This is a genomic window from Parabacteroides acidifaciens (assembly GCF_003363715.1).
GTDB lineage: Bacteria > Bacteroidota > Bacteroidia > Bacteroidales > Tannerellaceae > Parabacteroides > Parabacteroides acidifaciens.
This window is the reverse complement of the sequence record NZ_QREV01000017.1, coordinates 57,481-81,404: the sequence shown is the minus strand read 5'-3', so window position 1 is coordinate 81,404 and position 23,924 is coordinate 57,481. Positions and strand designations below refer to the sequence as shown.

19 protein-coding genes, 1 tRNA gene and 1 pseudogene are annotated in these 23,924 nt (G+C 48.4%); 8 read left to right on the top strand and 13 right to left on the bottom strand.

What is annotated here, in order from left to right; all coding sequences use genetic code 11:
• Nucleotides 1-49: 49 nt before the first annotated feature.
• The 8 genes from DWU89_RS09365 to DWU89_RS09330 all read right to left on the bottom strand — a co-directional run bounded on the left by DWU89_RS09365 (nucleotide 50) and on the right by DWU89_RS09330 (nucleotide 5,191).
• The gene (locus DWU89_RS09365) at nucleotides 50-517 is read right to left on the bottom strand and encodes an ExbD/TolR family protein (RefSeq protein WP_115499386.1); all 468 of its coding nucleotides are present in this window, start codon (nucleotides 515-517) and stop codon (nucleotides 50-52) included.
• Nucleotides 517-1,104 (bottom strand): ExbD/TolR family protein, encoded by a 588-nt coding sequence (locus tag DWU89_RS09360; protein WP_115499385.1) that lies wholly within the window; start codon nucleotides 1,102-1,104, stop codon nucleotides 517-519. Before DWU89_RS09360 ends, DWU89_RS09365 begins: the two co-directional genes overlap by 1 nt.
• Nucleotides 1,105-1,138: 34 nt before the next feature.
• Complete coding sequence (locus DWU89_RS09355) at nucleotides 1,139-1,609, bottom strand: hypothetical protein (protein WP_115499384.1); 471 nt, start codon at nucleotides 1,607-1,609, stop codon at nucleotides 1,139-1,141.
• 9 nt (nucleotides 1,610-1,618) lie between these two features.
• Nucleotides 1,619-2,356: a MotA/TolQ/ExbB proton channel family protein gene (locus DWU89_RS09350; protein WP_115499383.1), complete on the bottom strand. Its 738-nt coding sequence runs from the start codon at nucleotides 2,354-2,356 to the stop codon at nucleotides 1,619-1,621.
• Nucleotides 2,357-2,438: 82 nt separating this feature from the next.
• Nucleotides 2,439-2,526, bottom strand: a tRNA-Ser gene (locus DWU89_RS09345).
• A 149-nt stretch (nucleotides 2,527-2,675) separates the two neighbouring features.
• Nucleotides 2,676-3,461, bottom strand: a complete 786-nt coding sequence (locus tag DWU89_RS09340; RefSeq protein WP_115499382.1) for a TatD family hydrolase — start codon at nucleotides 3,459-3,461, stop codon at nucleotides 2,676-2,678.
• Nucleotide 3,462: 1 nt separating this feature from the next.
• Nucleotides 3,463-4,437: a polyprenyl synthetase family protein gene (locus DWU89_RS09335; RefSeq protein WP_115499381.1), complete on the bottom strand. Its 975-nt coding sequence runs from the start codon at nucleotides 4,435-4,437 to the stop codon at nucleotides 3,463-3,465.
• A 64-nt stretch (nucleotides 4,438-4,501) separates the two neighbouring features.
• A complete protein-coding gene (locus tag DWU89_RS09330; RefSeq protein ID WP_115499380.1) occupies nucleotides 4,502-5,191 on the bottom strand; it encodes an energy transducer TonB in 690 nt (229 codons plus the stop codon).
• A 222-nt stretch (nucleotides 5,192-5,413) separates the two neighbouring features.
• Between DWU89_RS09330 and porQ the strand changes: the two genes are divergently transcribed.
• The 4 genes from porQ to pfkA all read left to right on the top strand — a co-directional run bounded on the left by porQ (nucleotide 5,414) and on the right by pfkA (nucleotide 9,305).
• The gene (gene porQ, locus DWU89_RS09325; protein WP_115499379.1) at nucleotides 5,414-6,406 is read left to right on the top strand and encodes a type IX secretion system protein PorQ; all 993 of its coding nucleotides are present in this window, start codon (nucleotides 5,414-5,416) and stop codon (nucleotides 6,404-6,406) included.
• Between the two features lie 254 nt (nucleotides 6,407-6,660).
• Nucleotides 6,661-7,353 (top strand): (d)CMP kinase, encoded by a 693-nt coding sequence (cmk, locus tag DWU89_RS09320; RefSeq protein WP_115499378.1) that lies wholly within the window; start codon nucleotides 6,661-6,663, stop codon nucleotides 7,351-7,353.
• Between the two features lie 2 nt (nucleotides 7,354-7,355).
• Nucleotides 7,356-8,228 (top strand): 4-hydroxy-3-methylbut-2-enyl diphosphate reductase, encoded by an 873-nt coding sequence (locus DWU89_RS09315; protein WP_115499377.1) that lies wholly within the window; start codon nucleotides 7,356-7,358, stop codon nucleotides 8,226-8,228.
• A gap of 96 nt (nucleotides 8,229-8,324) precedes the next feature.
• Nucleotides 8,325-9,305, top strand: coding sequence for a 6-phosphofructokinase (gene pfkA / locus DWU89_RS09310; protein WP_115499376.1), 981 nt, complete (start codon nucleotides 8,325-8,327; stop codon nucleotides 9,303-9,305).
• 141 nt (nucleotides 9,306-9,446) lie between these two features.
• Here pfkA and DWU89_RS09305 read toward each other — a convergent pair whose 3' ends face one another.
• The 4 genes from DWU89_RS09305 to DWU89_RS09290 all read right to left on the bottom strand — a co-directional run bounded on the left by DWU89_RS09305 (nucleotide 9,447) and on the right by DWU89_RS09290 (nucleotide 14,709).
• Entirely contained in the window at nucleotides 9,447-11,849 is a 2,403-nt protein-coding gene (locus DWU89_RS09305; protein WP_115499375.1) for an outer membrane protein assembly factor BamB family protein, read from the bottom strand.
• Between the two features lie 145 nt (nucleotides 11,850-11,994).
• Nucleotides 11,995-13,095 carry a methylmalonyl Co-A mutase-associated GTPase MeaB gene (meaB, locus tag DWU89_RS09300; RefSeq protein WP_115499374.1) on the bottom strand — a complete coding sequence of 367 codons (1,101 nt, stop codon included), beginning with the start codon at nucleotides 13,093-13,095 and terminating at the stop codon, nucleotides 11,995-11,997.
• Between the two features lie 93 nt (nucleotides 13,096-13,188).
• Nucleotides 13,189-14,304, bottom strand: coding sequence for a DUF1573 domain-containing protein (locus tag DWU89_RS09295; RefSeq protein WP_115499373.1), 1,116 nt, complete (start codon nucleotides 14,302-14,304; stop codon nucleotides 13,189-13,191).
• A gap of 27 nt (nucleotides 14,305-14,331) precedes the next feature.
• Nucleotides 14,332-14,709 (bottom strand): DUF1573 domain-containing protein, encoded by a 378-nt coding sequence (locus DWU89_RS09290; protein WP_115499372.1) that lies wholly within the window; start codon nucleotides 14,707-14,709, stop codon nucleotides 14,332-14,334.
• A gap of 70 nt (nucleotides 14,710-14,779) precedes the next feature.
• Between DWU89_RS09290 and DWU89_RS21265 the strand changes: the two are divergent.
• The 4 genes and pseudogenes from DWU89_RS21265 to DWU89_RS09270 form a co-directional block, all read left to right on the top strand.
• Nucleotides 14,780-14,887 (top strand): annotated as a pseudogene (locus DWU89_RS21265) (PDDEXK nuclease domain-containing protein); the annotation flags it as partial.
• Between the two features lie 761 nt (nucleotides 14,888-15,648).
• Nucleotides 15,649-16,878 carry an ATP-binding protein gene (locus tag DWU89_RS09280; protein WP_115499371.1) on the top strand — a complete coding sequence of 410 codons (1,230 nt, stop codon included), beginning with the start codon at nucleotides 15,649-15,651 and terminating at the stop codon, nucleotides 16,876-16,878.
• A gap of 151 nt (nucleotides 16,879-17,029) precedes the next feature.
• Nucleotides 17,030-17,476: a hypothetical protein gene (locus DWU89_RS09275; protein ID WP_147292111.1), complete on the top strand. Its 447-nt coding sequence runs from the start codon at nucleotides 17,030-17,032 to the stop codon at nucleotides 17,474-17,476.
• Between the two features lie 15 nt (nucleotides 17,477-17,491).
• Nucleotides 17,492-17,968 carry a hypothetical protein gene (locus DWU89_RS09270; protein ID WP_115499369.1) on the top strand — a complete coding sequence of 159 codons (477 nt, stop codon included), beginning with the start codon at nucleotides 17,492-17,494 and terminating at the stop codon, nucleotides 17,966-17,968.
• Between the two features lie 233 nt (nucleotides 17,969-18,201).
• Here DWU89_RS09270 and DWU89_RS09265 read toward each other — a convergent pair whose 3' ends face one another.
• Complete coding sequence (locus DWU89_RS09265; protein WP_115499368.1) at nucleotides 18,202-23,865, bottom strand: alpha-2-macroglobulin family protein; 5,664 nt, start codon at nucleotides 23,863-23,865, stop codon at nucleotides 18,202-18,204.
• Nucleotides 23,866-23,924: the final 59 nt, after the last annotated feature.

Here is a 23,924-nt window from a genome sequence, read left to right as displayed (position 1 = left end):
AAAAAAGGCGGGGTTTTCACCTCGCCTTTTTTGTAAGTATATCCTCGGATCAGTCTGCTGCCTGACGGGCAGAATAACTAATCTTCAATGCGTATGCTTCACGAAGCGCTTGCTTAACGTCTGTGATCAGACCCATCTTGGTTTCTTGATCGGCCTTGATAGATACAGTCATAAACGGCTGGTCATCTTCTTTCATACTGGATTTTTCCTGTGCGATGTAATCCTGAATTTCTGCTACTTCAGCGAACTTGTCGTTCAACTGCAGACGAGCTTCAGAACCCATCTTAGCCTGATATTCCGCTGTCGGCTTTCCTACATAGATGAACGTAACCAACGATTTCTTTTCCAGCTTCTGAAGTTCAGTAGCCTGTGGAGCTCGGAATTGTACCATCAATGTTACTTCACGCATAGATGTTACCATCATGATGAAGAACAAGAAAGCGAACACCAAGTCAGGTAATGATGACGTATTCAATTCGGGCATTTCACGTCCGCCCGCTTTACTAAACTTTCCCATTACTTTTTATCTCCATAATTTTTGGGTTCTGCTTCAGATATCTTTTGCGGATAAATCTGCTGCACAGCCTTTTGTTGTTCTTCTTCCAGATCTGCAAATGCTTTTCCGAATTTCTTTCTGGAAATATCATCACGCAGTTCATTGTATGCTTTAGCCAGTTCATTCTGAACACTAATATATGCCTGATATTCAGTACCACGGTCATTCTGCAAAGAAATAACGTGTTTTTTAGCGGTCATCACTTTTCCGAAGAAAGGAACATCCTCTTCTGTTTTTTCGGGCTTATTAGCATCGTTAAACGGATTATCAATGAAATCCTTAACCTTGTCTTTCAATTGCTTGATGTCGACGAATTGATCGCCGCAGAGAATCTGGTTGTTACTGTTGATCAGCACGACCAGCAAGTTTCTCTTGTTTACATCAACATCATTCTTCTTTTGATCTTTAGGTACAGGAGGCGGCAAACGTCTTGCCAAACCTTTATCTGTATCCATGGATGTAGTAATAAGGAAGAAGATCAGCAACATGAAAGCAATATCGGCTGAAGAAGAACCATTGATACCCGGTGTCTTTCTTTTCTTACCCATTTCTTTCTTGTTTAATCAAATTTCGTTATTACTATTATTTAATCATTCTTTTAACAGAGCCCCAAACTACACAGGCTATGATCAAAACCAACAGAACAACTGTAGACATAATCCACATATCTGTGATTTTCAACCAACCGGCTGTGTTGAATTCTTGTGAGTCTGCATTCAATCCATTCAACGGAGTAGCATCACCTATGGAATAAGTAATGAACATCATTGCTGCGAATGCAACTACTACAACTAATGAGGTAACTGCTGATTTAGGATTTACTTTCAGTAAGGTGATAAACTGCCAGATAGCAAATAACACCATACTAATGATCGTGATAAAGAATAATGCAGAAGTCCAGTTTAACAACAGACCTGTATGTACATATTCTATCATTTCTTCGCCCGGGTTGACTACGCCTCCCCCGAAGAACATACCCAGTACGACAAGGCTGATCAATGACACGATCAGCAGTGTCCAGCTGGACATTTTTCTTATTTTAGTAACTGCCATAGTTGTCTATTATTTTTTGAATTTAAGGTTGTATTTGATAACTAAGTCCAGCAAAGTGATAGAAGCATCTTCCATCTGGTTCAGGATAGCTTCCAATTTGCTCAACAAATAGTTATAGAATACCTGAAGGATCAAAGCTACGATCAAACCACCTACTGTTGTGATCAAAGCCACTTTCATACCACCGGCAACAACCGTCGGGCTGATATCACCAACCTGTTCGATTTTATCGAACGCCATGATCATACCGACTACAGTACCCAAGAATCCTAATGACGGAGCCATAGCGATAAACAATGTGATCCAAGACATGTTCTTTTCCAAAAGACCGCCCTGAACACCACCGTAAGAAACGATAGATTTTTCAACAACGTCAATACCCTGATCAATTCTCATCAAACCTTGGTATGCGATAGAAGCGATAGGACCTCTTGTATCACGAGCAATAGCTTTAGCTCCTTCTACATCTCCTTTATCCAATGCGTCTTCAATACCTTTCAGCAATTTGCTTGAATTAGTTTCAGCCAAGTTCAGGTAGATGATTCTTTCCAAGCAGAAAGCCAAACCGAAAATCAATGCAATGGCAACCAAACTCATAAAGTTGGCACCACCTTCGATAAACTTAGTCTTTAAAGCTTGGTACATACCACCTTCAATAGCGGCTTCGGTTGCTTCTTGCGCGAATGCTACGGAAGTGATTCCAAGAGCACATAAACTCATGAATGTTTTTGCAAAATACTTTTTCATTGTGTGTTTAATTTTTAAGATTAATAATTCTCTTATTTGTTTTTATTTTTTTGTTATTAATAATCATCATGGTTCCTTAAAGCGGAGAGAGCGGGATTCGAACCCGCGAAACCCTTTAGAGGTTTACACGCTTTCCAGGCGTGCCTCTTCAACCACTCGAGCATCTCTCCAAAAGCGAGCTACCGCTTTTTTCTAAAACGGGTGCAAAATACGAAAAAAATCGCATATCCAAACGTTTCAGTGCACAAATCTATAGTTTTTGCCTGATATATTCATAATATCTGGCGGATAAATTTAGAATACGGACGAAAATATCTCACTATCTCGGTTTATTCTCGATTTTAAACAAATTCAACGCGTTTTTTCTTGCCGTTTCAACCGTCTCTTCGAGTGTTAGTCCATAGGTTTGAGCGACTCTTTCAGCTGTTTTCCAAATATAGACCGGCTCGTTCCTTTTTCCCCGGTAAGGGACAGGTGCGAGATAGGGAGCGTCTGTTTCCAAAACTATTTTATGGATGTCTGTCTGCCGGATAATTTCCGATAATCGTGAGTTTTTGAAAGTTATTACGCCATTGATTCCGATTTTGAAGTTTGTTAATTTTTTTATTTCTTCAAGCTCGTCCTCATTTCCTGTAAAACTATGGAATACTCCGGTCATTTTTTCACACCCTACCTTATATAAGGAGTCGAAAACTTCCGGAAACGCATCACGGGTGTGGATGGCGACCGGCAACCCGAGGTCGATACTCCATCGGAGTTGTTCCTCGAATACTTCTTTTTGCTGCTTCAGATAGGTTTTATCCCAATATAGGTCGATGCCGATTTCGCCTATTCCGCAGTACGGGCGTTTATTTAGCCAGGACTCCGTTGTCTTCAGGTTTTCGGCATAGTGCTCGTCCACACTTGTCGGATGCAGCCCCATCATCGGATAGGCAAAATCCGGATAGCGGTCGCAGAGGTCGTGCATCCGTCCGATCGTAGTCGTGTCTACATTGGGAAGGAGCAAGGCGTCGATGCCGGACTCTTTTGCGATGGCGACCAGTTCATCCTGTTGCGGGTCGAACTCTTCCAGATATAGATGATTATGTGTGTCGATCAGCTTCATATCAAGACTGGCGGTTCATTAAACGGGCACTGACTTCTTTTAATATGTTCAATCTTTCGGGAGCAACACTTAGCGATGCCAGGCATTTCATTGCCTGTTCGTAATAAATGTGTATTTTGTCTTCGGATAACTCCTTCAGATGCAATTGGCTGTAAATATCTGTTACAGCCGCGATCTTCTCTGCCGGATCGAATGTCTTTTTACTGATCCAGTTTTCCAACTCTGCTTTTTGTGCGTCCGAAGCACGGCGAAGCGCGTTGATCAGCATAAATGTCTTTTTGTTACACAAGATGTCCCCGCCGATGTTTTTGCCGAAAGTGGCTGTGTCTCCATATACGTCCAGCAGGTCGTCTTGCAGTTGGAATGCCAGCCCGATGTTGATACCGTATTGATACAATGCCTCTGCTTCAGCTTTCGAAGCATTTCCTGCAATCGCTCCCATTTTCAAGGCGCAGGCGATCAGTACAGCCGTCTTCAGCCGGATCATTTCAATATATTCTTCTTCCGTCACGTCTGTTCTCGATTCGAACTCCATGTCGTACTGTTGTCCGCCGCAGATTTCAAGTGCGGTAACGGTAAACAGGTTCAGTATTTCTTTTAATGATTCGGATTTCGTTTCACCGATCAGTTGGTAGGCTGCGATCAGCATGGCATCACCGGAGAGGATAGCCGTGTTTGCATTCCATACTTTGTGTACGGTCGGTTTGTTTCTTCGCATGTCGGCTTCGTCCATCAGGTCGTCATGCAGAAGCGTGAAGTTGTGGAATACTTCGAGTCCGAGTGCGGGTTTGACCGCATCCTCTACATCTTCTTTATACAGGTTACAAGCCATCAATACCAATGCCGGACGGATTCTTTTCCCTCCCAATGAAAGGATGTATTCGATCGGGTCGTATAAGCTTTTGGGAGGATGGGGGAATTGAAGCTGGGCGATTTCCTGCTCTATCTTTTGTAAGATCTCATTAAAAGCGTACATAAATCATTTGTTTAAATAAAAAAGGCTGCTTTCAATCGCAGCCTTTTATACTATTTACATGTTATTATTGCAGTCTGAATGTAACAGGCACTGTATATTTAACACGTACGGGTTTACCTCTCTGCTTACCAGGTGACCACTTCGGCATGCTGTTGATCACACGGAGAGCTTCTTTGTCCAACGATGGGTCAACACCACGAATAACTTCAGCGTCTACGATGGAACCGTCTTTGTTAACCACGAACGAGCAGGATACACGACCCTGGATTCCGTTTTCCTGTGCAATAACCGGATATTTGATTGATTTTGACAGGTACTGTAACAAAGCCATCTGGCCGCCCGGGAATTCAGGCATTGTTTCTACGACCGTAAAGATCTGCTGTGAAGATTCTTCTTCTTCCTCTACTACTGCAGGAGGCGTATAGGCTTCAACCTGTGCTGAAGAAGCGTCGTCTTCAGAAGAAATGATGTCTACATCATCCAACTTAACGTCATCTTCTACAACGTTCAATTCCTCTGCAATAGCAGGTGCTGGGGGTGGCGGAGGAGGGGGAGGAGTATCCTCCGGTCTCGTGATTTCCACTTCTTCTTCCGCGATGATATCAGCAACGCCCCCACTCTGGACGATTGTGACCTCGCGGTCGCTCCATTCGAAGCCAACGAACAGTACTGCAAGTCCGACGATCATGCCCATCAGGACACCTAACGTCTTACCTTTTTCCAGGTCCGCTTTTGGTGATTTCTTAACTTCCATATCTCTTAATGTTTAAAGATGTGTTTTTCTTTTGCGACAAATATACGGATTATTTTCTAAATCCGAACGATTCGTATTAAATACTGATGCATTTTTACTTTTTTTTTGACTGGAAATAAAAATAATAGCTTCCATATACCTTTTTCCGGTTTTTCCCGTTTCTGTAATTGGGATGTTATATGCCCGCATTTATTATCTTTGTACGCATTTTACCAGATAAATATGAGACATTTTCTGTTTATATTCTTCTTTTCCTTTCTGTTACAGGCTGCCGTTGCCCAGACCGGCGATGCCGGATACACGTTCCTGCGTTATCCGTCTTCGGCAAGGGCGAACGCGATGGGCGGCAATACGATGTCGCTGATCGAGCGGGACCCTTCGCTGATCTTTCATAACCCGGCCTTATTGGGGGCGGAAATGGATAAGATGGTCAACTTGAACTACTTGAATTATATATCGGATATCAATGTCGGCAGCGCCCTTTTCACCCGCGCATTGAAGGAAAAAGCGGCCTGGGGCGTGGGAGCTTCGTTCTTCAGCCAGGGAAATATCCGGGGCATGTCGGTGGAAGGACTTCCGACGGGCGATTTTACGGCTAAGGATATCAGCGTGAACGGTTTCTTCTCATACGACCTTTCCGAACGCTGGCGCGGCGGGGTCGCACTCAAGTTTCTCTATTCCGGCATAGGAGATTACACCTCGATGGGGCTGGCTGTCGATGCCGGGTTGAGCTATTATAATTCGGAAAAGGAGTTCTCTTTCGGCTTTGCCTTCAAGAATATCGGGGCACAACTGAAGGCGTATGAAGACGAAAGGCAGAAGATGCCCTGGGATATCCAGATGGGAATCACAAAGCGGATGGCACACGCTCCGATCCGCCTGTCGCTGACCGCCCAATACCTGACTAAGTGGAAGCTCGATTATGTGGACGACACCGACAATACATACAAGGAAGACAATTTCTTCAAGTCTTTCATCAAACACATGGTGATCGGCGTCGATTATGTCCCTTCCGAGAACTTCTGGCTCGGCGTCGGATATAATCCCAAGACGGCTTTGGACATGAAGCTGCAGGGCGGGAATGCCCTTGCCGGTTTCTCCGGTGGCGCCGGTGTGAAGATCAAGATGTTCGACGTGGGCGTTTCGGTTGCCAAATATCATCCGTCGGCTCTTTCCATGATGCTGAGTATCTCTACTACGATCAGCGATTTCTAAGGACTGTCCTTTTCATGGGCACCTTTTATCCTTTTACTAACGTCTCGTAAGTTGTCCGCCGCCCGGTGAACGATCGTCCGCTTGGCGGTGAACGATCGTCCGGCGGCAAGCGAACGATCGTTCGCCACCAAGCGGACAACTAATGGAATGGCTGGAAAATGTTAACGGACGAGGATGAATCGGATAAATTATGCAGAAGGGAGCCGCAAACTGTTGTATATTTGTATCCTCTTACATTAATATAATATCGAACGATGAAAAAGATAATTATAGCGATAGACGGTGTCTCTTCTACCGGGAAGAGCACGATGGCGAAAGACCTGGCGAAGGAGCTGGGTTATACCTATATCGATACCGGGGCGATGTATCGCGCCGTGACGTTGTACAGCCTGCAACATGGATTCTTTACGGACGGCGGGATCGACGAGCCGAAGTTGCAGGCCGCGATGAACGACATCGATATTTCCTTCCGCCTGAATCCGGAAACCGGACGGCCCGACACGTATCTGAACGGTGTAAAGGTGGAAAAGGAAATCCGGGGAATGGAAGTAGCCAACCGGGTAAGCCCGATCGCCGCGTTGGGTTTTGTGCGCCGTGCGATGGTTGCCAAGCAACAGGAGATGGGCCGTGCGAAAGGAATCGTGATGGACGGACGGGATATCGGAACGGTTGTCTTCCCGGATGCGGAACTGAAGATATACGTGACAGCCAGCCCCGAAGTGCGTGCCCAGCGCCGTCTGGACGAACTGAAGGCCAAAGGTGAGGCGGCTTCTTTCGAGGAAGTGCTTGAAAATGTAAAGACACGTGACCATATCGATATGACGCGCGCGGAAAGTCCGCTCCGTAAAGCCGACGACGCGCTGGAGTTGGATAACTCGCAGATGACGATTGCCGAGCAGAAAGCCTGGCTGTTGGAACAGTATAAGAAAGTCATAACGGCGGATTGATTATGATAGAAGTCGAGATAGATAACGGTTCCGGCTTTTGCTTCGGTGTGGTGACGGCTATCGAAAGTGCCGAACGCGAACTGAAGAATACGAATACGTTGTATTGCCTCGGGGACATCGTGCACAACAGCCTCGAAGTGGAACGGCTCGAGGCTTCGGGCCTGCGGACGATCGGACACGACGAGTTCAGCCGCCTCGAAGGGGAAAAGGTGCTGCTCCGTGCGCACGGCGAACCGCCTTCGACGTATGAGATCGCCCGGCGGAACAACATCACGATTGTGGATGCGACCTGTCCCGTTGTGCTCCGCCTGCAACGCAAGATTCATAAATGCTACGAAGCGACGCGCGACAGCCATACGCAGGTTGTGATCTACGGAAAGAAAGGACATGCCGAGGTGAACGGCCTGGTCGGGCAGACGGAAGGCACGGCTATCGTCATCGAGAAGGTGCAGGACCTGGACCGGCTGGATTTTAACCGGAATATCTGCTTGTTCTCCCAGACGACTAAGTCGCTCGACGGTTTCCGCGAGGTGGTGACGGCCATCCAACAACGCATGGCGGACGGCGTGCAGTTCGAATATTTCGATACGATCTGTCGGCAGGTGGCGAACCGGTTGCCGAACATCAAAGTCTTTGCGTCCCGGCATGACTGGGTTTATTTCGTTGCCGGAAAGAAGAGCTCCAACGGGAAGATGTTGTTGGAGGAATGCCGGAAAGCTAATCCGAATACGGTCTTTATCTCAGAGGCAAAAGAGATTACCGAGCCGTTGCCGGAAGGCGTGCGAAGTGTCGGCGTGTGCGGGGCCACATCTACACCGAAGTGGTTGATGGAGGAAGTGGCGGTCCGCATCCGGGAACTGAATTCCGGACGTTGACTTTTCGGATTAAGATTGCATGAAGTTTTGGAAAAAAGACAGCATTTTGGCAAATAATTATTACTTTTGCCGCGAACAATTAAAATATAAGACGCTATGTCTGCAGTTAAGTGTATTGGCATTTTAACGTCCGGAGGTGATGCTCCCGGAATGAACGCTGCTATTCGGGCAGTGACACGTTCCGCTATTTATAACGGAATGTCCGTCAAAGGTATCTATCGTGGATACAAGGGTTTGATAACCGACGAAATTGTAGATTTCAAGACTCAGAACGTAAGTAATATTATCCAGCGCGGCGGTACGATCCTGAAGACTGCCCGTTGCGAGGAATTCAAGACTCCGGAAGGCCGTAAGCTGGCTTATGACAGATTGATGGAGCACGGAATCGATGCCCTGGTTTCGATTGGTGGCGACGGCTCTTTGACCGGTGCCCGTATCTTTGCGCAGGAATTTAACTACCCGATCGTCGGCTTGCCCGGAACGATCGATAATGACTTGTTTGGGACTGATGTTACGATCGGTTATGACACGGCTCTGAATACGATTATGGAGTGTGTGGACAAGATTCGTGACACGGCGACTTCTCACGACCGTCTGTTCTTTATCGAAGTGATGGGACGCGATGCCGGTTTCCTTGCCCTGAACGGAGCGATTGCTTCGGGTGCGGAAGCTGCCATTATTCCGGAAATATCGATGGAGAAAGACCAGTTGGCAGAAATGATTGAAACAGGTTTCCGCAAATCGAAGAACAGTAGTATCGTGCTGGTAGCGGAAAGTGAAGTGACCGGCGGCGCTATGGGCGTGGCTGAACGTGTGAAGAAGGAATATCCGCAGTTCGATGTTCGTGTTTCCATCTTAGGACACTTGCAGCGCGGTGGTTCGCCGACGGCTCAGGATCGTATCTTAGCAACCCGCATGGGCGTTGCTGCTATCGACGCTCTGCTGGATGACCAGCGCAATGTGATGATGGGCATCCAGAACGATGAGATCGTTTACGTTCCCTTCTCCAAAGCAATCAAGAACGACAAACCGATAAACCGCGATTTGTTGGACACATTACGTGTTTCCTCTATCTAATAAAGGGGATGTGTAAAACCCTCGTTCCCGCGCTTGACGCGGGATCGCATTAAAGCCGGCCGTATAAACCTAATTGATAAGGCCTGTTCTTTTGCGGCCCCGCGTCAAGCGCGGGGACAAGGTGATCCCTTTTGACTCCTTTTAGTTTATGTTGAAAGCATAAACATTCCCTCCGAAGTCGGCGGCGAAGATCATCCTGCCGTCAGTTGTTAGCGTGGAGAATAAAGGTGCTCCCGTTTTATGTTTCCAAATTGTCCGTCCGCTCTCTTTATCCACTCCGTAGATGATTCCGTCGGAAGCTCCGAAGTAGACGGTCTTGCCGATTAGGACAGGGCTTGTTTCGATTGTTGCTGCCGGATGGCGCGAATAGGGTGCGGTGTAAACTAAGGCAGGCGATGTCCGGGCTGTCCATTTGACCTCGAAAGTCTGGCGGTCGAGTGCAACCATGCCATCGGTCTGCGTGCCGACAATAATCAAGTCGTCGGTGACTAACGGAGTCGAGTTTACCTGTACGTTGAACGGCAGCTCTTTGCGGACGACGACTCTACCCGAACGGCTGTCGATGATAAAGAGAGACTTGCGGGCGGCGACGTAGAGCAAGCCGTCGACCAGCGCAGGCGTGGCGCCCCGGTCAGTGATTCCGTCCTTATCGAGTTTCCAGAGTAGCTCGCCCGTTTTCGCATCGTTGCCGTAGAAGCCTCGCCAGTTGGCGCCCGAAACGATTACTCCGTCAGCTAACAATGGCCTTGAAGTGGTCGCCTCGCCTTGTGCCCAGCCTTTGTTCAGCCAGAGCGGTTCGCCCGTCTTTCCGTTGTATGCCCCGAATCCTTTTCCGCTGCCTGCATAGACGATGCCGTTGGCGGCTGTCAGTCCGTCGACAAGCACGGGTAGTCCGGCTACATTCATTTTCCTGTCCCATTTCCGTATTCCGGTTTGTGCGTCGATTGCATATAAATAGCCTTCCGCATCTTGCGCGAAGACCGTTCCGCCGTCTACGGCAATCGCGTTCTTGATGGAGTTGCGCACCGGGCATTTCCATAGCAGTTCGCCGGAGTTTGCATCCAGGGCGGAGACTGCGCCTTCCCCTTTTAAGTCTTCGTCGAGGGAAGCGACATATACTTTTCCGCCGGCAATGACCGGAGAGGCAAAGTATAAGTTTGCATTGACATTGCGTATCCAGGCAAGCTGCGGCGTATTAGCTGTCTCCGCCGGCCCGTACAGGAAGGAAGAGCGGCTGACGGCTGTTTCTCCGTTGTTGAACACTGCTTTGGCGGTGATGAAAACACGCTTGCCTTTGCAGGCTGCCGGCAGTTTGGCCGTGCCCGACCAGTTCCAGTCCGTGTTTTGGGAAAGCTGCGTTTCCGGGATGACTGTTTTCCCGTCTGCCGTGCAATTGTAGGTGACACGCGTGGCAGGCGCAACCGCGTTGTAGGCGTTGACCGAGACCGGGAGTTTTCCGTCCGCAGTGATTGCACACGCATCATTGGAGATAGACGCTATTTCGATAGACTTATCTATATATGTATAGCGAAGCGCTGTCCGGACATCTCCTTTCCGGTCCACGTCTATCACGCGGAAGGCGGAGGTCGAGTGGTCGATGCCGCCTTTGTCGAGTGTCGCCGTCGAAATAGTCAGGACATCTCCTTGCTTGCGGACAAAGTGATTGTGCCAGTGTCCGTAGAGCCAGGCTTTCAGATTGTGTTCGTTCAGGTTGATCTGCTCGCTGTCGCTGATGCCGAATACGAATTCATCCCCGGAGGTCAGCAGGTCGTGATTGAACGCAATGACCGGTTTGCCTGCCGGGATTTCTGCCAGGTCATTCTTCAGCCAGCGATAGACGTCTTCTTTCGTGTAACCCGGCTGATGGTCGCCTCCCGCCATGGGCGTGACGATATAGTGGACGTTGCCGAAGTCGAAGGAATAGTAGACCGGCCCGTAGACACTTTCAAAGACCTCTTCCCCGTACTTCCCTTTTACCAGGTCGTGGTTGCCGAGGCAGTAAAACATCGGGCAGTCCATGTTCGATGTATTCATCAGATGGATATGGTTCTTCAATCCGTTCTCGTAGCAGATATCGCCGGTATGGATGATAAAGGCGATTTCCTGGTTGGCGGCGTAATCCCGGATGTTGTTCGCCCAGCTTTCCTGATCGTCGGTGTTGAATATTTCGGTGTCGGAGATGTGGATAAACTTGTGGCTACCGTCCGGCCGGATGCGTCCTTTCCAGGGTTGCAGCCCGAAGTCGTAGGTTTGTTCTTCCCCGCTGATCCGCCGGTAATACCGGTTATCCGTCTTATATCCTGAAGGCGTCGTGATGAAGATGAAACGTTCCCGTTCGTGTCCGGGAAGCGTATAAAGACCTTCGGCATTTGTCCTCACAACGTTCAGCCCGTCGGAAACCCGGACGTCTTTCAATACTTTCTCTCCTTTGTCGTAGACTCCGTTCCGGTTGGCATCTACATACACGCGGCCCTGATAGGCGGCGCTTACCGGCGCAAACGCGGCACAACTTAGTAATAGCAGTATAAGTTTTTTCTTTTTCATGATAATTTAGATAAAAGTGAGATGCGTCAAAACTGTCCCGTTCCCGCGCTTGACGCGGGATCGCATTAGAACCGGCAGTATAAACAACTGATTAATAAAGCCTGCCCTTTTGCGGCCCCGCGTCAAGCGCGGGGACAAGGACTCTTTATTTCTTTCCGGACAAGTTATCCAAGAACAAATCCATCATCCGCTTAGCCGCGACGAACGAACTGATTTCGTTGTTCAATACCTGCTGTTCGGTCACGCCTAACATACCTTCGACAGCCGGGTTGTGATAGAACTTTTCGCGAAGCGTGTCGTTGATGCTTTCATACATCCAGTACTTTGCCTGCTCGTTACGCTTATAGTTGAAGTAACCGTTCTTTTGGGTGAACTCCATGTATTCGCCGACCATATCCCAGATTTCCTTGATTCCCAAGTTGTAATATCCGGAGTACGTCAATACTTTCGGGAACCAACCGGATTCCGGCGCCGGAAACAGATGCAGGGCGTTACGGAACTGCGCGGCGGCAAGGTTCGCCTTTTCGATATTGTCGCCATCCGCCTTGTTGATAATGATGCCGTCTGCCATTTCCATGATACCGCGCTTGATGCCTTGCAGTTCGTCACCGGTACCGGCAAGCTGGATCAGCAGGAAGAAATCGACCATCGAATGGACAGCCGTCTCACTCTGTCCGACACCGACCGTTTCGACAAATACCGTGTCGAATCCGGCGGCTTCGCAAAGGACAATCGTCTCGCGTGTCTTACGTGCCACGCCTCCCAACGAACCGGCCGATGGTGAAGGGCGTATAAAGGCATTCTTCTCGCGCGACAACGCCTCCATACGGGTCTTGTCGCCAAGGATGCTGCCTTTCGAACGCTCGCTGCTCGGGTCGATCGCCAGGACTGCCAGCTTGCGTCCTTCGTTAATCAGGTGCATGCCGAATGCATCGATAGACGTACTTTTGCCGGCTCCCGGCACTCCGGTGATACCGATACGGACGGACTTGCCGGCATGCGGCAGGCATTTCTCAATAATTTCCTGTGCAACCTGCTGGTGTTCATATTTGGCGCTTTCCACCAGTGTCACAGCCTGGCTGAGGATCGTTATGTCTCCTTTCAGGATTCCTTCCACAAACTCGGAAGGCGTATATTCTTTGCGTTGAACTCTTCTTTTCAGATAAGGATTGACTGTCGGTACGTCAGCTACTCCCTTGTTTACCTTTAATCCTTTGTATAGATCGTCGTTTTCGGGATGTTCCATAATAAATAATTATTTAGTTTGCCAATATGCCAATGTGCCAATTAAGAAGTCTTTCTCTGCATTGGCATATTGGCATATTGAATAATTGGCATATTATTTCTCCGCTGTCACCTTCACTAACCGTACCGGACCGTTCGGGTCGTTGCATACGAGGTTGATAAGGGCTTCCAGCTTTGTCTTTATCTCTTTAGGGCGTACGGTCACTTTGAAGGTGGCTGTCGTGCCCGGTTTGATTTCTCTTTTACCTCCGGAGATGGCTACGCGTTCATCATCGCAGGTCGCGCTGTAGATGATGAGCGGCGATTTGCCCGAGTTGGTCACGTCGATCGTGCCGCTGACCCTTCCGCCGACCAATGGGATGAAGCTACTTTTATCGGGCAGTTTGCCGAAGTCGAGCAGCGTGCCGGATAGCTGGGCTATCGGAGCTTTCGCCTTGTCGGATGCGGTCAGTTTGCTGAAGTCGTCTATGATATTGGCGGCCACGTGTATCTCGCCTTCCGTCCCTTTCTTCTGTCCGATGCTCTCGATCGTTACGGGGATTTCGTCTGCTACGCGCCCCTTCCGTTTAGCCTCTTTCGCATTCATCAGGATGGATATTTCGCCTGTTTCGCCGGGAGCTAACTTTGTCGGGTTGGCTACGACGTTCAGGTAATGGGCAGTTTTCCCTAAATGGATGGTCAGGGATGTCTTTCCTTCATTGATTACGCTGATTTTTTCCCCTAAAGTCTCTTCGGGACGAATCGTGCTGTAGAGGATATTCTTTGTTTGCAGTTTCAGGTCGCCGATGCTGTACGGATAAATCAGTATCGGGAGTGCCTCTTTGGGCGTCACGTTACCTTTGATGCCTAACGAGAAACTGCCTTTCTTTCCGTTGCTGTAGATCGCGATTGTCTTGTAGAAAGGGCCGGGACGTCCTTTGGGGTTGTAGGTCACTTTCACCTCTCCGGTCTTTCCCGGGGCGATAGGCTCTTTGGACCATTCCGGTTGCGTGCAACCGCATGAGGCTGTGATCCGTGTGATGACGAGCGGGCCGTCACCTGTGTTTTTGACTGTAAAGACGTGGCTGACCAATCCGTCGGACTCTCCAATCGTTCCGAAGTTGTAGATGAGTTCGTCAGCGCTGATTTGGGCGTTATTTTGTGCCAGCATACTGCTTGTTGCAAACAGTATGCCGGCAAGGATAGAGATCAGTTTGTTTCTATTCAACATTCTAAGTGATTCGCTTTTCCTGTGTTATTATTCTACCTCTCCCCGGATTGTCAGGATAAAACTACCGGTTTTACCATTGCTGTAAACGGATATAGTCTTCACGAAAGGACCGGGGCGGTCTTTCGGGTTATACGTGATTTTGATGTCACCTGTCTTTCCCGGGGCGATCGGCTCTTTGGTCCATTCGGGTGTCGTGCAACCGCAGGAAGCAATGACGCGTGTCAGGACGAGCGGGGCTTCGCCTGTATTCTTGATCTTAAAAGTATGCGATACATTTCCGTTAGCCTCTTTGATTGTACCGAAATCGAAAGAGGTCTCATCTGCTGAAATTACAGCTTTGCCTTGCGCTGACGCCATTCCTGTAGCCAGCAGGATTGTCATGAAAATAAAAATAATCTGTTTCATCTTCTCTTTATTTAGCTATTGTTTAAGATGCAAATTTAGACAAAAAATCTGCGATTAAGAAATAAAAGATGAGAGTATTTACGCAGCCAATGAAGAAATGCTTACCATGTATTGGAATATTGGTAAACTGTTATCAGAAAGTCAAAAACAAATCGGTTGGGGCAACAATGCGCTCGAATGCGCAACGGGCCGTTGCGTATTTGCAATTACAAGAAAGAGGGCCTGCGATGTGGGAGGCTTATTGTATAAAACGCATTTTTTCGGTTCGAAAGACATTCGAAACAAAACAAATGTTAATCAGCTTTGCAGTTGTCAAAAAGGGGCTTTTTCCTATGATCAGGCACTTTATCGTCATGAAGAGGGACTTTATTGCTCTGATCCGGAACTTTGTTGCTCTGAAGTCTGACTTCATATAGTGCGAAGTCAACCTTCAGAGCGATGAAGCGTTACTTCAAGGCAATTTTCTGCGCACTTCACGGTGACAAGCCCTCATAAATTCCTTGGGATATTTGGAACGCCGTCCGCCTTCGTCCGCAAATATTCGATTCTCCGGGAGTTAAGGTTTTCCACTTTGTCGGTATTTCCGGTTTTCGGCAATCAAATTGCACGCTTTTTGGAACGGGCTGCGCACCTCGTTTTTCCTATTGTCAGAAAGGGGAGCTTAAACTATGAAAAGAGTCAATCCAAAATCGATCAAGATTTCAGATGAAATAGAAAAACGTCCGAAATGGGGGTTATTGTCAATTTTCCAATTTGCAGAAAAAGGATTTCATTCCCGATATTAATTCTTTTGAAGAGATAATCCGCGGATGCCGAAAAGCGCCTCTTACTTATCAAATCAAAATATACTTTAGAAGTAAAAGCGAACAGCACTAAAATCGCAAGCAAATTCATCCATTATGATTGACAAAATTACTATATTTGCAAAAAGCATCCATTATGATTGACAAAATTCGTTTTACCCGAGAATATATAGATCGCCCGATTTACACTGAGCGTATCAAGCCTTTTATAGGAAAAGACATTATAAAAATCCTGGTAGGCCAGCGCAGAATCGGGAAAAGCTATATCATGTATCAGCTAATGGATTACATCGAAAAAACGATTCCAAATGCTCATCTCATATATATTAACAGGGAGCTAAAGCCTCACGAATTTATCCGGACAGATGACGACTTATACCAATATGTACATACCAATTTACAACAAAACTGTAAAAACTTCCTATTCATTGATGAAGTACAAGAAATACAACGCTTTGAATATGCTTTAAGAAGTTTATTGGCAGAGGGAGTTTGCGATATTACCTGTACGGGAAGCAATGCGTCTATGTTATCAGGGGAGCTTGCCACACATTTAAGCGGCCGATACATTGAATTCCCGATCCATAGCTTAGGCTATGCAGAATTCCTTCGTTTTTTCACATTGGAAGATAGCAACCAGAGTCTCTATAAATATCTGACAATAGGTGGAATGCCCTACTTAAAAGTAATCGGAACGGAAGAGGTTCATGCTTTTGAATATTTACGCAATGTATATTCCACGATTCTACTGAAAGATGTTGTAGCGCGGGAGAATATCCGAAATGTATCATTCTTAAATGACTTAGTGGAATATTTAGCAGACAATCTCGGGAATATGTTTTCTGCATCCAATATTGCAAAATATCTGAAATCCCAACGTTCTACCGTTTCAACCCAAACTGTGATCAATTATATAACCCCCTTACTCAATGCTTTTTTTATCCATAAGGTAAATCGAATGGATATAAACGGACTAAAAATCTTTGAAATAGGAGAAAAATATTATTTCGAAGATTTAGGTCTACGAAATGTAATCCGCGGATACAATTTAGGCAAAGAGATACAAAAACTATTGGAAAATGCCGTGTATCTCCATTTACTTCGATGTGGCTATGATGTTAAAGTTGGCCAACAAGGAAACTACGAAATTGATTTCATAGGGTCGAAAAACGGAAATCGTATCTATATTCAAGTTGCTTATCAACTTATGGATGAGAAAACAAGAGAACGCGAATTCGGTAATTTAATGAATATCACGGACCATTATCCTAAATATGTTGTTAGCATGGATGAGTTTAACGCCGGGACGAATGAAAAAGGCATCCAACAGATTCACATACGTGAGTTTTTAATGACAGCACTTTAAGAATCTTCTTTCGATATTCAAGACTGTCATAATGGTTTGTGCGAAAGAAAGGATGAACGGTTGTCTCAGAATTTTATCTTAGACAATCATATTCATAGTTTAAAGATCAAAAGAAAATGATGCTGATAATGACAAATTCATAGCTACTCGTTTGGATGGAAGCCTGCAAATTCATAGCTTTACGATTCAAACGAATGGTGTTTATCAACCTATAAAACAATTCCAGATGAAAAAGCTCCATATTTTTTTAATTGTGTTGCCTCTACTGCTCAGTCCTGCTTGTCACAAGGTTGATTATACGACTGTTGGCTCATTTAAGTTTGAAAAAGAAGTCATTAATTTAGACTCTCGGCAACAGGAAGTAGAAGTAAAAGCGAACCGTGACCATTGGCAAATGGCAGTAGGAGACGAAAATGGCAATCGAGTAGAAGGAGATACCATAAACATGAAATGGTACACACTAATAAAAAAAGACAAAGGAGCATCGCTTTTAATTAAAGTCAGTTCAAATAATGGAGAAGAACGCTCTTTTGCGATCGGCTTCAGAAGTTCAGATCTTTATATTGGTATGATCGTCAATCAAAAAGGGATAGAATAATCAAGTAATACATCTATGAAATATCCATATCTTAATTTTTTATTATGTGCTATTTTTATCTTTTCATTCCCGCATCAAGCAAAAGGTATAAATCCGGTAAATGAAAATAGCATTACGATGAGTGAGAATTTGTCTATTTCCGGAATGAGTAGATTACAGAAAAACGGAGACGATTTCTCTGTATATAAACGAAGGGCGAAAACACTAAAAATAGCAGGAGGAGTCAGCCTTGGATTAGGAGTGGGGACTTTGCTTTTTTGGGGTGTGCTCCACGGCGCTATGGACACAAAGTTATCCGATCCTATAGATGCCGGTTTGTTGGCAACATCCATTGGGTTATGTGGAGCAAGCGTGCCTCTATTTATCTATGCGGCGAAAAACAAGAAGAAGGCTCTTTCTATTGGTGCAGGAAGTCAAACGGTGTGTATCTCCGCCCTGAATGGAACAATTCAACAACAGCAACCTGCAATTTCTATTTGTCTGAACTTTTAAGAACACAACATTGTTTTGCCTTGACTTGAAACAAAATTATGTATTTACTGCCGATATCAATGCTAAAAAAATGGGGGTGTGTCAAAAGTAAGTTCTAACGCTTTAGCGTGTCATTGCGGGCTTGACCCGCAACCTCATACTAAGATGATTTACAGTAATTAGAATGAGATGGCGGGTCAAGCCCGCCAGGACACAGACGCTATAAATAGGACTTTTGACACATCCCCTTCGGTTTAGAAGTCCACTTTTAAGAACCCTCCTTCCGTATGCGACACGAACTCGGGAGCATACAGGCATTGGATCGTGCTGATACCGCCTGCGTATTCACCTGGGCGTGACACATATACGGCATATTCCAGGACGTATGTGCCTTGGGGCAGGCGGTCGAAGAAGAAGTTTTCCGATACATCCGTCGGCGACTGGTAATACCAGGCTCCGTCCCGATAGGTCGAGCCGGAAAGCTGGGCAGCCGGTTCGAAACATCCGGCGCGGAGGTCTTTCAGGAAGACGTAGTCCATCGTGCGGTCGGTGCGGACAGTCAGGCGTACGATAACCTTGTCGCCGACACGGAGCGGCTGCTGGGGCGTGACGGGACGCAGTTGACGTTCGGAACCGTTGTTCGTCTCGACAAACAGCATCTTCTCAACGTTCAGCGCGCCTTTCTGCTTCTTCACGTCGTTGATGTTCCGGAGGTATTGTTCGTAGACAGCTCCCCAGGCAGGCGCGGTGCCTTCCTTGCGGATGGTGATGGTGTTTCCGCCGGATGCAACGGCTTTTTCTTCCGAACGGGTGACTTTCAGGTAGCCGGTGGCCAACTCGCCGTTTGTGGTGCTATAGGTTTCCTTGCCCCATTCAGCCGTGCAGGTGTTGCTGTCGCTCAGCCAGTCGCTTCCGGTCAGCAGCAAGGCGTAGATGGCGTTGACTGTTGCCGGGACGGAGGGCCAGTTTTGCGTCTGTTTCTGGCTGAGGAGCCATTGCTTCATCCGGTCGGTCTCCTGCTGGTTGGGCGACGTTTCGTTGAAGAGGGCCATCAAAAGGCAATGCGTGTCGATCGGTGAGGTGAAGAAACTTGCGCCGCTCCGGTTGTTCGCCCAATACATGCCCCGGTCGGCGGATGTGGTCGCCGTCTTGCGCAACCAGGCGAGGATGTTGTTTGCAACCTCTTTCTTGCCGTTGCGCAGCATCAGCCAGGCGATTTCACCTTTTCCGTAGATGGATTGTTTGCTCCACTGCTTTTCCGCTAAGTTTGTGTAGTAGCGGATCGCTTCGCGGGCCGAACCCAGTTCCGGGATGTCGCGGTAGGCGCTGCGGACAAACAGGTATTCGATTTCCAAGGGAGAAATTTCGTTTCTCTGCCAGTTCTTGATCTTTTGGAGCGCTTCGTAGTCGGACTGGATTTGCTGGTCGATGAACTTCAGCGCTCTCATCTGCATCTCCTTTTCCTGCTGGTTATACCCGATGGCGTTCAACTGCACTAACTGGGTCATTCCTTTCAGGATATAGAGTGTGATTTCCTGGCTTGGATACATGCCTTTGAACCAGCTCCACCCGCCGTCCGGCCTTTGCAGGTCGAGAAGGCGCTGTAGGGCGATTTCCCGTTGCCCGGCTGCCCGGTTCAGGTCGAAAAGGAGGGAGAGGCGTTGTTTCTGCTCCGTCTCGTTGCTTGCTTCTAATACCCAAGGCGTTTCCTGCAGGAGGATGTCTTTCAGTTCCGCGTTCTTTTCGAGGTTGGAATAGAGCGTGGAGGCGTTTCCGCCCTGTGCTTTCCACTGGCTGATGACCTGCTGGATGCGCGGATGGGCCGTTGCGATGTAGCTTGCCAGCGTGTTGCTGTAGTAGGAGGCGAACCAGGAGATGACGTTGTCGTCTTCCGGCTGCGTGAGGGTCGGCAGGGCTTGTACGGCATACCAGATGGGGTTGGCCGTCAGTTCGAGTGTCGTGCGGAACGGCCGTGCGTCTCTACGGTCTTTCAGGCGGATCACTTCTTCGTTCTTGTCGAAGAGGTAGAACGGGGTGCTTTCCGTCACTAATATCTCGTTGGAGAGAACCGGGATAAGGTGCTGTTCGCCGTCGCTTCCCTTGTCCGAATCGGCTATGATGCGGCAGCCGATAACGCCATTCGCCGCTGCGGGGACGCGGAAAGACCAGCTGACGGTTGTCGTGCTGTCGGTCGCCAGGGTGAATACGTACGGTCGTGTAGAGACGCACGGCCGTGCGTCTCTACGGATTTCCATGTTGTCCGGGTCGAACAGTTCCAGGCTGGCACGTCCGCTGAGAGTTTCGCCGGACTGGTTGCTGACCTGTGCCGTGATTGTCACATCGTCGCCCTGGCGCAGGAAACGCGGCAGGTTCGGGGTCACCATCAGCGGCTTGTTAGTGATGATCTCGCGCGACAGGTAGCCGTATTTCAGGTCTTCCGTCTGTGCTAACAGTTGCAGTTTCCAGGTCGTATTGCTTTCGGGCATCGTGAAGCTGAACGCAACGTCGCCCTCCTTGCCGGTCACGAGTGCCGGATAGAAGAAGGCGGTTTCGGCGAAGTTCTCGCGTAGCTTGATCGGAGCGGGCAGTTCCTCTTCTGCAATAATCTCCGCAACGCCCTGGTCGGCCCGTACGGCGGATTCTTCCAGAACGGCGCTGTCGTCTGTGATGCTGAGGACTTCGGCCACAGCCGGGGCGGCCGCCGATTTCATCATGACTCCGGATGCGTAGACGCGGTTACTTCCGTAGCGGGAGCCTAAAGACAATACATCCTGCCAGTTGAGGCGGTCGTACTGGTATTCGGGTATGCGCAGGTTCTTGTTTGTTCCCGTCTCGTACTTGTTGTTGCTTGTAAAGGCTGTCCCTTCCGAGAATTGCGGGGCATATAAATTAATATATCTTTTGGGGACGAATGACCAGCCGAAAGGTATGATCTTATCCAATGATGCGTCGTACATACTGACTAACACTTCGGCTGTGACAGCGACGGAGTCCGCATCCGTAATACGGAATTTCCAGTTCTCCTTGCTGCCCGGCAGCAGGTGGTCGCGGAATGTCTCGGCCAGGATATTCAGTCTCCGGTTTGGCTGGCGGCGGTAGACGGGAACTTGCTTGACGTACATCTTTCCTTCCTTGACAAAGGTGAAGGTGACGGTAAACCCGTCTCCGTCCGTTTCCTTAAACGGGAGGCGGAATGTCCGGTTCTCATCGCTCATCCGGATATATTCCCGTTTCGTGCATTTCCGGTCGCTGCTGTAGACTTCGTATAAGACGTGTGCATCCTTGTCGGATGTACCGAACACAAACTCGGCGTCTTCTCCCGGCTCACAGGTCGTGCGCTCCTCGATCAGCCAGGTGTGCATGAATACCGGCGGGCGTTTGTCCCGGCGGCTGTAGAGGATAAAGTCCTGGTTAGCGGAAACTTCTTTTCCGTTGGAGTCGGTCGCTTTCACTTCCAGGCGGTAGCGTCCGGCCGGGAGGTTGCGGAACAGGGCGGGCGAGAGTTCGTCTCCCGTTATAAAGGTGCCGACGGTCATCAGTTTGTCTATCTTATACTGATCCATGCCGAACTGGTCCGGTTCCGTTTTCTCGTCTGACAGGGAGTAGATCGTGTAATTGCCTTCGGCGGATGCTTTCTGCCTGTTTACCGTATAGGCTGTTATCACCGCTTTGGCGGAGTCGTTTTCCATTTCCTCTCCGGGCATTTGGATGTCTAACAGAATGCCGGTGTCGCCTACGGAGAAGGTGTATTGCGCTTCCTGTGTTTCCCCTTTGCTGTCGGTCAGGGTTGCCGTTACTTCATAACTCTGGTAGGCGGGGCGCATGCCGGTTGTTTCCGGTCGTTCGGGAACGAAGGAGAGGGAGAAGTTGCCTTTGCTGTCGACCTTTGCCGTCCCGTTGGCGACCTGCTCGGTTGTATAATCGAATGGATTCGGCATATAGAAACGTGCCCAGAACGGGCGGCGGGTGATGGTCCAGTTGACTTCGCCTGCCTGAAGGGCGATGCCGGAGAATGTCTGCGCTTCACCCGTAATCCTGACCGGTTTTCCGAACGTCACCTCTTCCTTGATCGGCAGGAAGTCCACCTTGAAGGTCGGACGTTTGTATTCTTCCACCCGTATATTCGTGCGGGCTCTTTCCGACACGAGGGTAAAGTTGCCGCTTAATGTCTGCGTCGGTATGGTAAACTCGCCGTTGAAGGAACCGAATTTGTCGGTCGTGAGTTCTTTGCTTGCCACTTCCTTGTAGTTGGCATCGCGCAAGGTGACGGTATAGGTTCGTCCCGCCACAACATGCGGATCGTCCGTGTCTTTTACGTAAGCGATCCCTTTGAAGAATACATTCTGTCCCGGACGGTAAATGCCGCGATCTGTGAAAAGAGACAGTTCCACCTGTTCCTTTTCCGGACGGAAGGAGCCGTAAGGATAGATGCTCGTGATGATGGAAGCGGTGTCGTCGCGGAAGACCGGACGGATTTGTTCGATCTTCTTTTTGGCGGGAAGGACCGCTATGCCTAAATGGTCTGTCTTCACTTCTCCCTGGCGTTGAAGCGTTCCCTTCATCATATCGGTTTTGTAGTAGATCACGGTTGCGCCTTCGATGGGTTTGCCGCTTTCCAGGTCGGTGACGAGTACTTCCGAGTTGTTCGTCTGGCTGCGGGTAAGGGCGGCCAGGCGGCTCACGCTGAAACGGTTGGAGACGGTCAGTTGCTTGCCCGGAACCGTGATGACGTATTCGTATAATCCTAATTTATCCATCGGAATGGAGAGTGTGGAATCGGCTTCGGTGTAGGTGTCGGGCATATTCATTTTGAATGTCTGCTCTTTCACTAACTCGCCCAACATGTTCTTGTTGTTTTTATTATAGTTCCGCCAGGCTTCCTGCGGCTGACGGAGGCTTTTGTAGATGCGGACGGTCAGTTGCGGGGTGTTGGTGTATCTGATCCGGAGCGTCAGGCTCTTTCCCGGATAGACGTTGTTCTGCGATTCGACGTTCAGGACGGGCATTTCCATTTGCCCTAATTGGTTCTTGAACGCGTTGACGCGGTCGTTTTTAGCGTACCGGGCGATGCTTTCCTTGCAAAGTGCATAGATGGCGGCCTGGATGGAATCCTGGTGCGCTTTGTTGCCCTGATAGCGTTCGCGTTGGAGGCGATGCATCTGTGCGATCTCTATTTCGATGGCAAACGGTTCTTTTCCGTACACCTGGAACAGGCTGTCTAATGCGTTTTTATAGTCTGCCGCGGTTGTCAGCCTGCTGTCGTATTTATATTGCCAGTAGTCCAATTCGTCCAGCAGCAGGGGTTTCTTTTCCGGCTGGGTGCGGCGGAAGGCGATCAGGTCGTTATACCATTCTGCCGCCGGCTGTATCTCGATGGCGCGGAAAGTCAGGAAGTCGTACAGTGTCGGACGGAGTTCGGGGCTGTCTTTCCCTTTCTTCAGGATCAGGTTGTATTGGCCGACCGGCGTCTGTTGCAGCAAACGGGCGGGTTCGAGGGAGAGCGTCAATTCCTGTTTGATCTTTTCCGTGAACAGGTTGGCGGTCCATTCGCGGATATCGTCGGGCACGTAACCGGTCAGCTCCGTCCGCTGGTTGATGTTCCAGCGGTTCTGTCTGTAATAGTTGTTATACATCTCCGCAATCATGGAGTGGAGTATGGCGACGGAGGCCGAGTCAGGACATACGGCGGTATATGTTTCCACCTCTTTTATCAGTTCGGGGAAAGTCTCGCTGTCTTTCTCCAGTTGATTCTTCATCTTCGTAATAAGCGACTGAATTAACTGCGGCGTGTTTTTCGTTTGGATGGCTTCTGTTATCGCCTTCTCATCGAGGGAGGCCCGGTTTGCCTGCACGTAGAATACCGTAGACAATATTCCGCAAGCGATCAGGGCTAAAACAATAAATGCTCTTATCTTCATATCTATATGAGTTTACTTGTTAAACAAACAACCTTTAGTGTATAGATACAAAGAAAGAG

What these genes read in the sequence shown, in the direction of transcription:
- DWU89_RS09315 (WP_115499377.1), top strand. Translation starts at nt 7,356, where the DNA reads ATGATAGAAGTCGAGATAGATAACGGTTCCGGCTTTTGCTTCGGTGTG.
- DWU89_RS09330 (WP_115499380.1), bottom strand. Translation starts at nt 5,191, where the DNA reads ATGGAAGTTAAGAAATCACCAAAAGCGGACCTGGAAAAAGGTAAGACG.
- DWU89_RS09350 (WP_115499383.1), bottom strand. Translation starts at nt 2,356, where the DNA reads ATGAAAAAGTATTTTGCAAAAACATTCATGAGTTTATGTGCTCTTGGA.
- DWU89_RS09270 (WP_115499369.1), top strand. Translation starts at nt 17,492, where the DNA reads ATGAAATATCCATATCTTAATTTTTTATTATGTGCTATTTTTATCTTT.
- DWU89_RS09355 (WP_115499384.1), bottom strand. Translation starts at nt 1,609, where the DNA reads ATGGCAGTTACTAAAATAAGAAAAATGTCCAGCTGGACACTGCTGATC.
- DWU89_RS09305 (WP_115499375.1), bottom strand. Translation starts at nt 11,849, where the DNA reads ATGAAAAAGAAAAAACTTATACTGCTATTACTAAGTTGTGCCGCGTTT.
- DWU89_RS09295 (WP_115499373.1), bottom strand. Translation starts at nt 14,304, where the DNA reads ATGTTGAATAGAAACAAACTGATCTCTATCCTTGCCGGCATACTGTTT.
- DWU89_RS09280 (WP_115499371.1), top strand. Translation starts at nt 15,649, where the DNA reads ATGATTGACAAAATTCGTTTTACCCGAGAATATATAGATCGCCCGATT.
- pfkA (WP_115499376.1), top strand. Translation starts at nt 8,325, where the DNA reads ATGTCTGCAGTTAAGTGTATTGGCATTTTAACGTCCGGAGGTGATGCT.
- porQ (WP_115499379.1), top strand. Translation starts at nt 5,414, where the DNA reads ATGAGACATTTTCTGTTTATATTCTTCTTTTCCTTTCTGTTACAGGCT.
- meaB (WP_115499374.1), bottom strand. Translation starts at nt 13,095, where the DNA reads ATGGAACATCCCGAAAACGACGATCTATACAAAGGATTAAAGGTAAAC.
- DWU89_RS09335 (WP_115499381.1), bottom strand. Translation starts at nt 4,437, where the DNA reads ATGTACGCTTTTAATGAGATCTTACAAAAGATAGAGCAGGAAATCGCC.
- DWU89_RS09290 (WP_115499372.1), bottom strand. Translation starts at nt 14,709, where the DNA reads ATGAAACAGATTATTTTTATTTTCATGACAATCCTGCTGGCTACAGGA.
- DWU89_RS09360 (WP_115499385.1), bottom strand. Translation starts at nt 1,104, where the DNA reads ATGGGTAAGAAAAGAAAGACACCGGGTATCAATGGTTCTTCTTCAGCC.
- DWU89_RS09265 (WP_115499368.1), bottom strand. Translation starts at nt 23,865, where the DNA reads ATGAAGATAAGAGCATTTATTGTTTTAGCCCTGATCGCTTGCGGAATA.
- DWU89_RS09340 (WP_115499382.1), bottom strand. Translation starts at nt 3,461, where the DNA reads ATGAAGCTGATCGACACACATAATCATCTATATCTGGAAGAGTTCGAC.
- DWU89_RS09365 (WP_115499386.1), bottom strand. Translation starts at nt 517, where the DNA reads ATGGGAAAGTTTAGTAAAGCGGGCGGACGTGAAATGCCCGAATTGAAT.
- cmk (WP_115499378.1), top strand. Translation starts at nt 6,661, where the DNA reads ATGAAAAAGATAATTATAGCGATAGACGGTGTCTCTTCTACCGGGAAG.